Here is a 15388-nt window from a genome sequence, read left to right on the forward strand (position 1 = left end):
ATATGCAGGAAAGAGGGAAATATAAGGAAAAAATAAGGAGCTCCTAATAATGATAAGGCCCTCTGACCATATACAAAAATTAATAAATGAACAGTATAAAACAATTGATGATGCTCATTCTAGATTAACCGAAATTTGGCTAAAGGACATTCTATTCTCTTTCGGTTGGATGACAACATTGCTTTTAACAGTGGTTCCGTGGATAGTATGGTTTATTTTCAGGGATAAAGAGAGTTCAACCCGCTTAATATTAGGTGGCTTGTGGGCAATGCTTATATCTTCATGGTTGGATTACGTTGGGGTAGCTCTGGGACTTTGGAGATACTATAATAAATTAATTCCGTTAATGCCTGACTATATTGCATGGGATTTTGCACTTATGCCAGTTACTATTATGTTCTTTTTACAAATCAAACCTCAGGTAAGTCCGATAATTAAAGGGTTAATCTTTTCAGGCATGACAGCATTTATAGCAGAACCTTTTTTCTTATGGTTAGGTTACTATAAATATCCTGGGTGGAACTCAATTTTTTCATTTCCATTCTTTTTTGTCATTTATCTTATTGCTCATAAATTGGCTCACAGTTCAGCAATTAAACCCCTTTTATAAAAAAAAAAATTATGTTACAACAGAGGATATAATTACGAGTGCAATAGTTAAGTTCTAAGCTGTCATTTTGACAGCTTTTCTTTTTGCACAAATGGTGCACATAAGTGGAAGAACTTAATAGAAGGTATTGGTATTGTAATACCAGAATATAAATATAACACTCTAAAAACTAGGGTTAAGGAGGATTCGTAATGGATAAAAGAGTTCTATTCGACTTTGAAATTGAGTTTACGAATGGCGGTGGAATTCAAGGGCAGGAATTCCGCCTTGATATTGATGGAGATGACATTTCTGATGAAGAGTTAGCTAGGTATATTGTAGAAGATATGCGGTTGTTAATGGTTGGTAAGGTAAGGATACTTAATAAGAAAATCATAAATGAAAAACATAAAAGAAGACCTGCTGACGACAAATAAATGTTGTCTCACTACAAGGAGGAAAAAAACTGTGTTTAATAACAAAAGACCTAGAAGAATACTTTTAGATCTGGCAGTTACTTTAGATGGATTTATTGAAGGCCCAAAAGGTGAAGTAGATTGGTGCATTATGGACCCTGATATGGACTTTCATAATTTCTTAAATCATATTGATACTATTTTTTATGGAAGAAAAAGTTATGATTTATGGGGGCAGTATACCCCTGATATGGAAGTTTCTGATTCAGAAAAAGAAGTTTGGGAATTGGTACATAGTAAAGAGAAGTATGTGTTTTCCAAAACACAAAAAAAGTCGGAAAATAACGTAACATTTATAAATGAAAATATTGTAGAAGAAGTAATGAAAATAAAGAATAAGCCAGGAAAAGATATTTGGCTTTATGGCGGGGCGAGTCTTATTACAACCTTTTTAAATCTAGGGCTTGTTGATGAATTTAGATTATCTGTTCACCCAATTATTTTGGGGGAAGGTAAACCCTTGTTTATTGATATAAAGCAGCGGGTGAATCTAAAACTGGTTGAAACAAAAAGGTTTTCTTCAGGTGTTGTTCAATTATGTTATCATCTTGATGAGAATCTAAAGTGAAAATTTATAGCTAATTCCTCTTTCGGGTGTTAAAGCTAAAGATGGTGCTGCCAGTCATGGCAGCACTTTTGTTATTTATCCCTATTATTAAAACTCTAATTTTAAAATAACTACATAAAAATGGTTCTTTTTGGTTGATTACGGTTGTTTTAAAACCATTTATTTGTCTTATCCATTTTGGAACTAACGTGATACTAGGCACTTTTCTGGCGTCTAATTTTGGCATAATTCTTGAATATATGGAATTGTACAAAAAATAACCGAGGGGTGTGATTAGATGAATAGCTTCATTATCTCCATTTTATCGTGCTGGCTGGTATTAGCTTCTCTTAATATCGGAACAGTGGTAAAAGCAGAGGAATACAAGGGCGTAAAAGGAAATTTACTCATTGTTGGCGGAGGCTTGGGTGAATCCAATCGTGAAATCTATCAAAAGTTTATTGAACTGGCTGGCGGAGAGACAAAGGCAAAAATCGGAATTGTTCCAGTTGCGAGTGCTGCATTGAAATCTTCGAGGGATTTTAAAAACAGCTTGATGAAGTATGGAGTACCTGCTGAAAGGATTAACATCCTTCCGATTTCGAATCACGATTTTAGTGATACTTCGGAGGATGAATCGAAGTGGAAAGACCAATTGGATAGCAGAGAACTGGCTGAGGAAATTAGTCAGTTAACAGCTGTGTGGTTTGTGGGAGGCGATCAACTTCGAATCACTGAAACTCTTCAAAAAAAGGACGGAACCAACTCCGGGGCATTAGATGCCATATGGGATATATATCGTAACGGTGCTGCCCTGGGCGGAACGAGTGCTGGTGCAGCGATTATGAGTAATGTAATGATTGCTGGAGGTGATAGCCTAGGGGCATTGAAGCAGGGGGTTGTAACAGAGGAAGCTAAAACAGGGAATCAGGAATATGAGCCCTTATTGATTAAAAAGGGGCTGGGCTTTTTTCAGCATGGAATTGTCGATCAACATTTTAATGAGCGTTCACGCCTTGGCCGCCTTATAGTAGCTGCCTTAACACAAGAAAAAGAAACATCGACTAACTTTGCTTATGGTATAGACGAAGATACAGCCATGGTAGTGAATAATCAACTGAACACAATCGAAGTGGTTGGACGAAACGGTTTAGCTGTTGTGGATACTGGTAAAGTCAAACAAAACAATGACACGGGACTAGAAAACATTCGTTTTAGTTACTTGGCTCCGGGTGACAAGATTCATTACGACACGAAAACCTTTGATGTCTTAGCAAGTAAAGATACCACGAAGGGATATGAGTATTACTCTTTTCAAGCTCTCCCAGCGACTGGCGTATTTACACCGTATGGCAGGCTGAAAAATTATTTAACGTATTCGCTTGTCGATAATGAAAAAATGGATTCGGTGAGTAGCTGCCTGTATGATCGTTCTGGAACCGGTTATAAGCTGATTTTTAGAAAAACTAACGAAACACAGGGATATTGGGGGTATACGGACGGGCAAAAAGATGATTACTCTATTGTAAATATAGCGATGGATATCGTACCTAGTAAGCTTACGTTCAAGGCGAATCCGGATACAAGTACAACCTACCATCAATCAAACTTTGAAATTCCCAAAAAGGTTAAACATGAAGATATTAAAGGAAGTCTGGTCATAACAGGCGGGGCGCTTGGAAGCAGTAATCGTGAGTTATATGAAAGGTTTATTGAGCTTGCGGGGGGAAAAGACAAGGCCAGGATCGGAATCATACCGGCTGCAAGTGGAAAGTTGACTTCCTCAAATGACTTTAAAAAGGACTTGATCCAATATGGAGTAAAGGCGGAATCCATAGAGATTTTACCAGTTTCCAACCATAACTTTAAAGGAACGAAAGAGGATGAATCGCTTTGGAGTGAAAACCGCAATAGTCTTGAACTTGCTGAAAAGATAAAGGGATTAACTGGTGTTTGGTTTGTGGGAGGAGATCAGACATTAATCACTGGCTCGCTTCTTAATGAGGATAAATCCAACTCTCAAGTATTAAATTCGATTTGGAATATTTATAAAAATGGGGCGGTCCTTGGTGGAACGAGTGCTGGGGCGGCCATCATGAGTGGAATCATGCTTGCTGGGGGTGACAGTTATGGTGCGCTAACGAACGGCATTACAAATCATTATGATGGAATGACACAACAGGAAGGCGGACCATTATACTTGGAACAAGGTCTTGGATTTTTTCAATATGGTATCGTGGATCAGCATTTTGATAACAAGGCAAGATTAGGCCGGCTTGTTGCAGCCTCCTATGAAATGGGTGATCAAAATCAGTTTGCTTACGGTGTGGATGAGGATACTGCCTTGATCGTAAATAATACAACGAAGAAAGCGGAAGTAGTGGGAAGAGGCGGTGTTACGCTCGTTGACCTTTCAAAGGTCCAAGCTAATCCACAAATTCCGAGTCGTTACAAAAATGTTGTTATTTCGTATATTGTTCCAGGAGACACGGTTAATTTACGGACTAACGAGATTTCTATTTTCGAAGGAAAGGAGGCAACGAAAGGCAAGGAATATTATAATCAAAAGATTGCACCGAATTCTGGTGTGCTTTCACCACATGGGCTGCTTTCTCATTTCATTGCTTATGATTTAGTAGACAATAGGGGTGTAAATCAAGTAAAAAGCTATAGCTTCAACAATGGAACAGGATTTGAAATGACCTTTAGAAAGACACCTGAAACGAATGGATTTTGGACATATAAGGACGGTCAAAAGGATGATTATTCTTTTGTGAAAGTATCACTTGATATTGACCCTATCAAGGTGATAGAGAGATAGTACAAAACGGTATTCTTTTCTAGAGGGTAAAGGAAGAGAAGGGCAATCGTAATCATTGTCCTTTTCTTTTTATGTTTCCTTGATATCGGTTTATGAAGGAGAAAATTAATATGAATTCATAAATTGATGAGGGGCTCCATGATAGAGTGTTTTGTTGAATGGAGGGTAGTTTGATTGGTATTTTATCACAATGGGAGAATCAAGTAACTGTGGATAGTGGGCGAAGAATCTTCGATCGCCATAAATCACAGCGGTGATTGCGAGCTCAGCCTCTCGTTGAAAGATCATAAATCGATTCTCGGCGGTATGCTCATCGAATTCTCCGCCGCTTACATACACTTTCCCTTTCATCATATAGTGCCCGTTTTGTGAAATCCATTTAGCTAGAAACTCGTCCCGTAAAAGTTTATTAACCACAGGATAATTGTATTGATAACCAATACTCAAAAATAAATCACCTGTTTTATCAGAATGTGTCAAAGTATACCTTCGACCTTCAACGGGCAATAAATCTGTGGCAGGGGGTAATAAGGAAACACTTAACTTTGAAGGATTAAACACGCTGATAAAAAGCACTCCCTTCTAAATTAAACCTACACTGATTCAAGGAAATCTGCCGAATCAAAGTCACATTATTCAGTATTAAACCGAGGGTTTGTACACAGGATATAAAAAAAGTATGTGTGTCATATCAGAAAGTACCGCTTTTATTAATGTATTACTTTCCCCCGTTATTATTGCAAATGGACAATATTAATTTAGCTGTCTTTTCACTAAGAAATTATGGTAGGAAGGAATGTTTATAGTGGACGTAAACAAAGTAATAAACACATTAAATAATTTTTTAAAAGGACAATATATGGGTATCCATGCATACGAACACCATATCCAGAAACTAACCGATCCTAATATAAAAAATGAATTTCAGAGAATTCAACAAGATCATAAAGACCATGCACTAAAAGTAGCAGAGAGAATTCAAAACCTAGGAGGAACCCCGGTAGATGATGAAGGGTTAATTGGTTCAGTCCAAGGTTTTTTTGGCCAATTTATGATTCCTGATAGTACGGATGGAATTATCCAGAGCGCATTAAAGGGAGAAGACCATTATGGGATTCAAGTTTCAGAAGAGATGGTCAAAGGAGATTTAGATATTGAAAGCAGGCAATTAATTGAAGAGATATTAGATAAGGACAGAGAGCATGTTAATTTCTTAAATCGTTTAGTTCACTAATAACAATTTGGTAGAAAAATAAGATGCTTGAGGTTTTGGTTCATTAATGCCTCCACAAGATAGCGGAAAAAAACCACAGTCTTAAGGACTGTGGTCTAAAAAAAACTACGATTCAAAAGTCCCCTTAACGACCGGAACTCCCCGTTCAACCATGATTTGCCCCCTGGCGATAACCGTCTGGATGTTGAGCGTCTCTTTGTCTAACATAACAAAGTCAGCATCTTTTCCTTTTTGGATGGAGCCTTTATGAGGCAGTTTTAAAACTTGTGCCGGATTGGATGTAATCACCTGGATTGCCTGCTCTAAAGGAATGCCTTCCTCAATAACGGCATCACGCACTTCTTGAAACAAGGAGGACATTTTTCCGACCTGCAATCCGCTGAACTCCCCATTGTCGTCAAAATAGGGGAGGCTGGCCTGACCATCCGATGAAAAGGTAATACTGCCAATCGGCACTCCCTGCTTCAGCATGATTTTTAGTCCTGTCGAACACTTTACTTCTCCTTCTTCTAAAAACTGTGGAATCGTACTGGTGGTAAAGTCGACATAGCAACCCCTTTTGGCATAGGAAATCCCGGCTGTAAACAGCTCCATATTCCTATTAATGTGAGTAGGATGAAAATGACGGGCTGGTATCTCTGTTTGATCAAGGATTTTTTCCAGCAGTGATAATTTTTCTTTCCCATCCCCGACATGAATCTCCAATAGTCCGGCTTTTCCTGATAAAATACCGCCGTTCCTTGCGGCTGTGGCAATCCTAACCAGCTCTTCAAAAGTTGGCTGAGAAGAACGATGATCGGAGATGGCGATTTCCCCGACACCGATAATTTTATCAATTAAGATAATATCGTCCTCGATTCGGTTTGTTAAGGTCTTAACAGGAACTTGATACGACCCGGTATGAATATAACAGGACACACCTTCTTCCTCAAGGGCGCGTGCTTTTGCGAGCAGACTTTCCATCCTTCTAGTCGTTCCGTCTGTTCCCAGCACCCCGACTAGAGTGGTGACCCCGCTAGTCGTAATATCCGATAACATTAATTCCGGGGTACGCGTTTTAAAACCGCCTTCACCGCCTCCGCCAATGATATGGACATGGGCATCGATAAACCCTGGTACAACAAACTGTCCTGTGGCATCAATGATCTTTATCGGCGCAAATTGGACTGGAATTTCTATTTGTTCAGCCACATAAGCGATTTTATCTGCAGCAATGAGTACATCCTTGACTCCTAAATAATGGGGTGCATAAACTTCGCCGTTTTTAATTAACGTTAACAATTGCTTTCTCTCCTTAATTCTTTACTGCTTTTTTAAAATGGCCCATATCCCGTTAAGTATGCGATTACAACAGCTGCTAATCCAATTACATATTGAATGAGAATCAACGGTAACACCCATTTTGCCCACTTCGTCCATGGAATTCCTGCAATCGCCAATCCGGCCATTAACGTCCCTGCTGTAGGGAAGATGATATTTCCGATTCCATCAGCAAATGAGAACGAAAGGACAGCGGTTTGCCTTGATATATTTAATAAATCGGCAAGCGGCGTCATAATCGGCATCGTTAACATTGCATGACCGCTTCCGGAGGCTAAAATGAAATGAATGAGTGCTTGGAAATTATACATGCCGATGACGCTTAAATAGGCAGGCACATCCTTAATTGCCTCTGAGATTCCAAACAGCATAGAGTCTACAATCGATCCCTGGTTTAGGACGACAAGCGTGGCACGGGATAAACCAATCACAAGCGCCCCGCCAATTAAGGCCGCAGAACCGCTTGTAAAGGAACTAACCATTTTATCAACAGACAATCTGCCGATCAATCCAATTACAACTGTCAGTGCCACAAACAAGGCGGCTATTTCTGTAATGTACCATTGATATTTAATGACACCAAAGGCAAGGACCACATAGTTTAAGAGAAAAGCTGTTAAAATCAGTTTGTGCTTCGTCGTCAGCTTAGCGGTAGAATTTAATAGTTCTGAAGCACTTTCTTTCGAATAATTTCCATAAAAACCAATGGAAGGATTCTTTTTTACTTTCATCGCATAACGATAGACAAAGATAACAGATACAAGGTAGACAATGACAAAAAGGACCAACCTGTAGCCGATTCCTGAAAACATTGGCAGCTCCGCAATCCCTTGGGCAATCCCAACGGTAAAAGGATTCATAACAGCTGTCGTAAATCCGGCAGAAGCGCCCAATAGCACCATAGCTGTCCCTGTTAAGGTGTCAAAGCCAAGCGCCAGCGCAAGGGGAATCAACAGCGGGATATAGGCTAGGGTTTCTTCTGCCATCCCCATTAATGACCCGCCAGCTGCAAAAAATAACATCATTATTGGGATTAGTAGCTTTTCACGTTTGGATAATTTTCTTGCCATCGTGGTAATTAACACATCGACAGTGCCTGTTGCACTTAAGACCCCAAAAAAGCCCCCGATGATTAAAACAAAGAAAACAATATTAGCGGCCTCGACCATTCCAGTATGAACGGCTTTAATCATCTCAAAAGGCCCAACCGGAGTGGCATCCTTCCATTTAAATGTACCCGGGTCGATGACGGTGCGTCCATCCACTTCAACACGGGTATACTCACCCGCAGGCACCAAATAAGTTAGAATCGTAGCAATTAGTAAAATGCCTAGTAATAGTGCAAAAACATTAATTTTCCGCTGCTTCTTTTCCATTTTTTCTCCCGATGGAGTCACTTCTAATTTCCTTGCATTTTGACTCATACTATCTCTCCCTTTGTTCTAGTTTCCATTCTAAAATCACTCATAATAGCGTTTCCATTTTGGCAAACCTTTGAACATCCCCCTTAATTGCTGCTCCTTCCGTGTGAAATTTCAAAAACATTGCTGAATTTTTAATGCCTGCTCTTATAAATGCAAGTATTGTGCCAGTTTAAAAAACGGTTCTGCTTGGTTTTTTATTCAATCTTCTTGTTGTTTTTGGTTGTTATTAGTTCTTTATGGGGGTATGATTGAACCAATTAAAAAATAGAGGTGGGTTCATGAATAAGCCATGTATAACATTGATAGCTGGAGGAGCGACTACCAGAATAGGACTGCATGAGCAGATTGAACAATTGCTCGGTGACTATGCAGAGATCAAAAGCTATGCCGTTGATGAAGGATTGCCAGCTCAAATAAATGAATCAATTATATTATTTTCCTCAGAAGCTATTAAATCGGAAGTAAATGCCCAAACTGCCATTCTATGTGACCACTTTATTGTCGGAAAAAGAACAATTCATCATGAATATATCGATCAGCTTTTGCAAATTCCAAGTCACACCAAAGTCTTGCTAGTAAACGATAACTACTCTGAAACGATTGATTTCATTGAATCCTTATATCAGCTTGGAATTGATCATATACAGTTTGTCCCTTTTCGAAAGGAGCAAATTTTTTATGAAGGAATCGAAATTGCAGTTTCTCCTGGGGAAACGCACCTTTGTCCGCACTTCATCAACCAAGTAATCGATGTCGGTGTCCGACTTTTTGACATGATAACCATTTTGAAATTGGTGGAATTTTGCAATTTAGGCACCGATATTTTTTCAAGAATCTCGGGAAGATATATTCGAAATATCATTGAACTCCATAGAAAATTACTCATCGCAGATCAAAAAACGAATCAACTAAAGGATCATTTACAGAAGGTCGTTGATTCCGTGGATGACGGAATCCTTGCAATTAATCAAGATCAAGAAGTAACGGTCTTTAATCATCGGTTAGAGGCTCTGCTCCACCTATCAGTCCAGGAAGTGATTTATCAACCCGTAAAAAAAATTCTGCAGCAGGAATTGGTGGACTTTATCTTAAACAGCAAGGAAACTAGTTCATTTTTTAATATCAAGGGTGTGGATGTGGTTGTTTACCGATTCCAAATGAGTACGGAAAATACAATTGTCGCTACATTTAAAAGCGTCAATCAAGCGTTTGAAATTGAAAAAACAGCCCAAAGGCAATTAAAAATGAAAGGATTTACAGCCAAATATGATTTAAACGATATCATCGGGGAGCATCCCTCTATTATATATAGTAAACAAATTGCCAAAAAACTGGCATTGTCCGAACACCCGGTTTTTATTCATGGGGAAACTGGGACAGGTAAAGAGCTCTTCGCTAATGCCATGCACCTTCATTCCATGAGGAAAAATGGACCTTTCCTAGCGGTCAATTGCAGTGCCTTAACTGAAAGTTTGCTGGAAAGTGAATTATTCGGGTATGAGGAAGGGGCTTTTACTGGGGCGCAGCGGGGGGGAAAAAAAGGACTCTTCGAACTCGCCGACAACGGAACTTTGTTTTTAGATGAAATCGGGGATATCAGCATGACACTTCAATCCCATTTATTACGAGTCTTACAAGAAAGTGAGATTCGTAGAATTGGAGGAGATAAAATCATTCCGATTAACGTTCGTATAATTAGCGCTACTAATAAAAATATCCAAGAAAAAATTCAAGAGGGTACGTTCCGGTCAGACCTATTTTATCGCCTTAATGTCCTTCATTTTTCCATTCCGCCTTTAAGGGAGCGCAAAAGCGACCTTCCCTTGCTCGTGCATCATTTTATCAGGAAAAGTGGAAAATGGGTAAAAATGGAGCAGGGAGTCATGGACCGCCTGCTGCAGCATGAGTGGCCAGGAAATATTCGTGAGTTAAAAAGCAGCATTGATTATATGTTGACTGTATGCGAAAACAATCTCATCACCGAAAAGGAAATTCCGATGAACAGCCTGCTGCACCATGATCATTTTGAAACCGTATCAGCGCCGCTGGCCGAAAGTGTACTAGAAAACAGTGAATATTTGTATATTTTAGATCTAATAAAAAAATGCAATGAAACAGGAAAAGCAGCAAGCCGCGATTGGATTTCCCATCAAAGCCATAAAGAAAATCGGCCTCTATCACCACAGCAGGTTAGGAAAAGACTGGATTTTCTGGAATCAAACGGCTTGATTGTGAAAGGCAAGGGACGGGCCGGGACAAAGATTACAGCCAAAGGAGCAGTTATGTTAAGTTAATCGGTAAAATAGGAAGGGCCAGGGGTGCTTGACACCCCATTCCTTCTATGATTCTGGATAGTAAACAATCATACTTAATCTTGTAAGATCATTACTTGGATTTGAATAAGAATGAGGGTTGTCAGCTTTGAACTTAATAGAATCACCTGTTTGTAAAATATGTTCCTTGTCATTAACAGTCAGACAAAGAATTCCATTAAAAACGGTTATACATTCTATGGCGCCGGAATTATGAGGATTTGCTATCAAACTAGCTGAAGGCTCCATTTCAACTGAGTACATTTCAAAAGGCTTTTGATCCTCGAAACTAAAGTAAGGAAAAAGACGATACAAACCTTTATCTTCTAAGAGTGGGTCAATATTTTCTTTTCTAACAATTTCAGTGTCAGGAACTTCGTACTTCATTAGAGAAGTAAACGGTATTTTTAATCCATCAGCAATTTTCCATATTGTCGTTATAGTTGGGTTGGACTCTTCTTTTTCAATTTGCCGTAAAAGGCTTTTACTCACTCCAGTTATGATCGACAAATCCTCCAAACTCAATTTCCTTTTTTCTCTAATCCTTCTCAAATTATTTGATATAATTCCCTGAATTTTTTCCAAATTTAGAAACCTCCCGTTGTACAATATAATAACCATATTGTACAATAAAATAAAACAATATATTGTTCGTTTTGTTCATTATAATAATTTTATCATTATTACTAAGATTGTGGGTGATGTTTTGATTCGGAATCGTATTCATTATAGTTGGATTATTTTAATCGTTTCTTTCTTCTCTATTATTGCAGCTGGAATTGTAAGGTCATCTTCAGGGGTCTTCATAGAACCTTTCGAGAATGAATTTGGCTGGGACCGTTCTGTTATTTCACTGGCCTTTGCTGTTGGTTTATTTTTGTATGGGATATCAGGTCCTTTTATGGCAGCTCTAATTGAAGTATTTGGTATAAAGAAGATCATGGTGTTATCAATGACAACCTTGTTGACCGGTACTTTGCTTACCTTTATTATGCAACAGTCGTGGCAACTGATTATCATTTGGGGCATTATTATAGGATTAGGTTCAGGGGTATTTTTAACTGTACTAAGTCCATATATAGCGAACCGATGGTTTGAAAAAAGAAGGGGACTGGCAACAGGAATATTAACAGCAAGCACAGCTACTGGTCAATTAATACTGCTCCCCATTTTAGCGATCATTATAGATCACTATTCGTGGCGTTGGGCGATTGCCCTAATTATGATACTTAGTGTTATTATGCTAGTAATCATTTTATTTTTTATGAAAAACTCACCAAAAGAAGTTGGTATTCTACCTTATGGTCTTGAAAAGGAAACAGAAGATGATATCGTTGAACAGAAGAAAAATCCGATTATTATTGCTTTCAACGGATTATTTGAAGCAGTAAAAGTGAAAGAATTTTGGTTGTTAGCAGGTAGTTTCTTTATTTGTGGACTTTCAACTAGTGGATTAATTGGCACCCACTTTGTATCTTTTTGTATCAGCTTCGGTATACCTTTGGTAACAGCCGCATCGCTGCTTTCATTTATGGGGGTTTTTGATTTAGTAGGAACAACCCTTTCTGGTTGGTTGTCAGATCGCTTTGATAATAGATGGTTATTATTTTGGTACTACGCCTTAAGAGGTGCATCCCTTGTTTTACTTCCGTTGGCGTTATCTGAAGGTTCCTATACGTTACTAGTTATTTTTGCTATATTTTACGGATTAGATTGGATTGCAACTGTACCGCCAACGATTGGAATATCAAGGCGAATTTTTGGAGTTGAAAAGAGTGGAATAATATATGGATGGATTTTTGCTTCGCATCAGGCAGGTGCAGCAGTAGCAGCCTTTGGTGGTGGACTGACCTATAAAATATTCAATTCTTACACTTGGGCATTTTTCTTGGCAGGAATATTTTGCTTATTAGCAAGTTTATTTGTCATTGTCATTAAAAAGCAAACATCTGAGATAATCGTTAAAGAGGATTCTTTAAAGATATAAATTCAATTACATCAAAGATCGGATGAATTACCTAAGGAGTGGTAAAAATGGCGCGTGTTTTATTTATTAATGCCGGATCGGAAGGACATATCAATCCAACGATTGGGGTTGTGCAAGAGCTTATTTCACGCGGTGAAGAGGTCGTGTACTTTACGATAGAAGCTTTTCGAGAGCGAATGGAGAAGACGGGGGCTACTGTAAGAACATTAGACGGGCAAAAATTTATAAAAGCTTTTATCTCAGGTGGAAGAAATTATTTACTTGAAAGAATTAATGGTCTTTTACATACGGCAGATATTGTCATTCCCAGCGTGCTTGAACAGATTGAAGGAGAACATTTTGATTACATTATCCACGATTCCATGTTTGGTTGTGGACGGCTGCTTGCCCAAATCCTTAAGCTCCCGGCCATTAATTCTTGTACTTCCTTTGCACAGACAAAGGAATCCTTTGATCAAATGTTAGAACAGCTTTCAAAAAACATTCCTGCTGAACGGCTTAAAGTAATAAACGATGAATATCAAAGCCTGACAGCAAGCTGTGCAGAAAAATATGGAGTCGAGATTCATTCTCCTTACGAAGTTTTTTGTAATCCTGCACCACTTACCATCGTTTATACAACTCGGGAGTTTCAACCTTTTGGAGAAGCATTCGACCAAACTTACAAATTTATAGGTCCATCCATCTCGACACGATTCACTCAGGAAAACGTTGACCTAGCAGCAATCAAAGGAAAAAGCCTAATTTACATTTCACTGGGCACTGTTTTTAACCAAGCAATTGATTTTTATAAGCTTTGTTTTGAAGCATTTGCGAACAGTGATCATACCGTGGTCATGTCGATTGGGGAAAAAACACATCTCGCTGATTTGGGGGAGATTCCTAATAACTTCATTGTAAAAAATTATGTTCCTCAAACGGAAGTACTGAAGTTCACTAAATTATTTATCACCCATGGTGGAATGAATAGTACGAATGAGGGTCTCTACTACGGGGTTCCGCTAATTGTCATCCCGCAAAGCGCGGATCAGCCGATTATTGCCAGGCAGGTCGCCAATATCGGGGCAGGTATTCAATTACAAATGCAAGGTTTGACGGCAAACCAACTGCATGAAGCCACAGAACATGTATTAAACGATCCATTCTTCCAAAAAGCTGTTATAACTATAAGGGAATCCATTCGAAAAGCGGGTGGGTATCAACAGGCTGTTGAGGAGATTTTTGAATTTAGAAGAAAGGAATTTTAATAAAAGGACAGAAGGACAGTTTAAACTAACGAACTGTCCTTTGTCTAATGGTATGACTAGATTAAACTTCATTCTCTCTCTTAGTGACTACTGTTTCATCACCACATCGGTTACATATATACCAAGTTGCGATATATCCCCATCCATCGGGTCTCTGATTTGTTTTTTCATAATCATGACCTTTTAATTTACAGATGATTTTCGCTAAAACACCCATCCTAAAAACCTCCTTCAATTAAAAGTTAATTTTCTATTTTTTTCATCTATATGCTCTAAGGCTTGTAATCGTTGTTTTAAGTTTTTACTACAATCATTACAGGGAAGTAAATATTTGGTTTTTTTGTTTATTCAACTAAAGTCTCAGGATACTAGAAGAAGAGAGTTGGAGAATCAGAAGGCGTCCTTTTTTTAGATATCTAGATTAAAAATGCAGCTTTCTTTTGGACAACCATTTGTTTCAAAGCATTAAAAAAAGTAGGAACAAATATTTTCCTACTTTAAAATCCAAACGATGGAATCATACGGTTTCTTATTCAACTATTTTGCAAAATTGGATATTTATTAGGGGTTAGTTGACCATAATCCTGCCGTTTTTACAAACACTCTCGGATTCAGTTTCAGCCCTGCTACGGGAAGCTCTGCCAGGTCTTCCGGATGCATAACATTTTCAGGATTTCCGCTGATAAGATTCGTTTCTTTAGCCAAATCAGTTACAACTGTACTTGGTGTTAATGCCGTGACACGGATATTATGCTTCCTTACCTCAAGCATAAGCGATTCCGTAAGTCCTAAAACGGCAAATTTTGACGCACTGTAAGCACTTGTCACAGGGGCACCTTTTTGGCCGGCACTTGATGATATATTGATTATATCCCCTGATTTTCTTTCAATCATGTCAGGTAAAACAGCTCTCGTTACATTGTACACACCCATCAGGTTTACCCGGATAATGTTTTCCCATTCCTCAGGGCTTAATTCAAGAAAGCCTCCGAATTTTGCGATGCCTGCATTGTTGATGAGAATATCAATTGAATCAAGATCCGATTTGATATGCTCAACAGCATGGCGGACTGCATCAAAATCGGTTACATCTGCTGTTGCAGCTGAAACTTTAACATCATATTGCACTAGCTCGGCGGTTACCTTTTCAAGATTGGACATGGTTAATCCAATTAATCCTAGATTAACTCCTTCTTTGGCTAAAGCAATAGCAGCAGCGCGTCCAATTCCTCTGCCTCCTCCGGTAATTAAAGCCGTTTTTCCTTTTAATGAGATCATTGTACCATTCCTTATAAAAAATTTGGGGTAATCCAAAGACTGCAAAGATTTTTAAAACCCTTGCAGTCTTTACCTTTTTCTTAGAATCATTTTTTATTCAAGATTGGTAAACCTGTAGCAGAGTATAGGAAATGAATCTTAATGGAAGCATAA

General features: G+C 38.6%; 14 protein-coding genes. 8 read left to right on the forward strand and 6 right to left on the reverse strand.

The window, feature by feature from the left end:
• Positions 1-49 precede the first annotated feature (49 nt).
• From PH210_RS22230 to PH210_RS22245, 4 genes are all read left to right on the forward strand, one after another.
• Positions 50-610: a CBO0543 family protein gene (locus PH210_RS22230; protein ID WP_289988549.1), complete on the forward strand. Its 561-nt coding sequence runs from the start codon at positions 50-52 to the stop codon at positions 608-610.
• A 191-nt stretch (positions 611-801) separates the two neighbouring features.
• A complete protein-coding gene (locus PH210_RS22235) occupies positions 802-1026 on the forward strand; it encodes a cyclase (protein WP_289988550.1) in 225 nt (74 codons plus the stop codon).
• A gap of 31 nt (positions 1027-1057) precedes the next feature.
• Positions 1058-1633, forward strand: coding sequence for a dihydrofolate reductase family protein (locus PH210_RS22240; protein WP_289988551.1), 576 nt, complete (start codon positions 1058-1060; stop codon positions 1631-1633).
• Positions 1634-1910: 277 nt separating this feature from the next.
• Complete coding sequence (locus tag PH210_RS22245) at positions 1911-4433, forward strand: cyanophycinase (protein WP_289988552.1); 2523 nt, start codon at positions 1911-1913, stop codon at positions 4431-4433.
• A 105-nt stretch (positions 4434-4538) separates the two neighbouring features.
• Here the strand turns inward: PH210_RS22245 and PH210_RS22250 are convergent, their stop codons facing one another.
• Positions 4539-5009, reverse strand: coding sequence for a staygreen family protein (locus tag PH210_RS22250; RefSeq protein WP_354670007.1), 471 nt, complete (start codon positions 5007-5009; stop codon positions 4539-4541).
• 220 nt (positions 5010-5229) lie between these two features.
• Between PH210_RS22250 and PH210_RS22255 the strand changes: the two genes are divergently transcribed.
• Positions 5230-5667, forward strand: a complete 438-nt coding sequence (locus PH210_RS22255; protein ID WP_289988554.1) for a ferritin-like domain-containing protein — start codon at positions 5230-5232, stop codon at positions 5665-5667.
• A 105-nt stretch (positions 5668-5772) separates the two neighbouring features.
• Here PH210_RS22255 and iadA read toward each other — a convergent pair whose 3' ends face one another.
• Together iadA and PH210_RS22265 are read right to left on the reverse strand one after the other, a co-directional pair.
• Positions 5773-6948: a beta-aspartyl-peptidase gene (iadA, locus tag PH210_RS22260; RefSeq protein ID WP_289988555.1), complete on the reverse strand. Its 1176-nt coding sequence runs from the start codon at positions 6946-6948 to the stop codon at positions 5773-5775.
• Between the two features lie 32 nt (positions 6949-6980).
• Positions 6981-8411: a YfcC family protein gene (locus PH210_RS22265; protein WP_289988556.1), complete on the reverse strand. Its 1431-nt coding sequence runs from the start codon at positions 8409-8411 to the stop codon at positions 6981-6983.
• A 278-nt stretch (positions 8412-8689) separates the two neighbouring features.
• Here PH210_RS22265 and PH210_RS22270 point away from each other — a divergent pair, with 278 nt between their 5' ends.
• Complete coding sequence (locus PH210_RS22270) at positions 8690-10705, forward strand: sigma-54 interaction domain-containing protein (protein ID WP_289988557.1); 2016 nt, start codon at positions 8690-8692, stop codon at positions 10703-10705.
• 45 nt (positions 10706-10750) lie between these two features.
• On the opposite strand, the gene PH210_RS22275 is transcribed toward PH210_RS22270, so the two are convergent.
• The gene (locus PH210_RS22275; RefSeq protein WP_223594741.1) at positions 10751-11308 is read right to left on the reverse strand and encodes a helix-turn-helix domain-containing protein; all 558 of its coding nucleotides are present in this window, start codon (positions 11306-11308) and stop codon (positions 10751-10753) included.
• Between the two features lie 121 nt (positions 11309-11429).
• On the opposite strand from PH210_RS22275, the gene PH210_RS22280 reads away from it, so the two are divergent.
• Together PH210_RS22280 and PH210_RS22285 are read left to right on the forward strand one after the other, a co-directional pair.
• Positions 11430-12710, forward strand: a complete 1281-nt coding sequence (locus PH210_RS22280) for an MFS transporter (protein ID WP_289988558.1) — start codon at positions 11430-11432, stop codon at positions 12708-12710.
• A 47-nt stretch (positions 12711-12757) separates the two neighbouring features.
• The gene (locus tag PH210_RS22285) at positions 12758-13957 is read left to right on the forward strand and encodes a macrolide family glycosyltransferase (RefSeq protein WP_289988559.1); all 1200 of its coding nucleotides are present in this window, start codon (positions 12758-12760) and stop codon (positions 13955-13957) included.
• Between the two features lie 61 nt (positions 13958-14018).
• Here the strand turns inward: PH210_RS22285 and PH210_RS22290 are convergent, their stop codons facing one another.
• Both PH210_RS22290 and PH210_RS22295 read right to left on the reverse strand, forming a co-directional pair.
• The gene (locus PH210_RS22290) at positions 14019-14174 is read right to left on the reverse strand and encodes a hypothetical protein (RefSeq protein WP_289988560.1); all 156 of its coding nucleotides are present in this window, start codon (positions 14172-14174) and stop codon (positions 14019-14021) included.
• Positions 14175-14518: 344 nt separating this feature from the next.
• A complete protein-coding gene (locus PH210_RS22295) occupies positions 14519-15235 on the reverse strand; it encodes a 3-ketoacyl-ACP reductase (RefSeq protein ID WP_289988561.1) in 717 nt (238 codons plus the stop codon).
• Positions 15236-15388 lie beyond the last annotated feature (153 nt).

The sequence above is a fragment of the Paenibacillus sp. BSR1-1 genome (genome assembly GCF_030403775.1).
Lineage (GTDB): Bacteria > Bacillota > Bacilli > Bacillales > Cytobacillaceae > Neobacillus.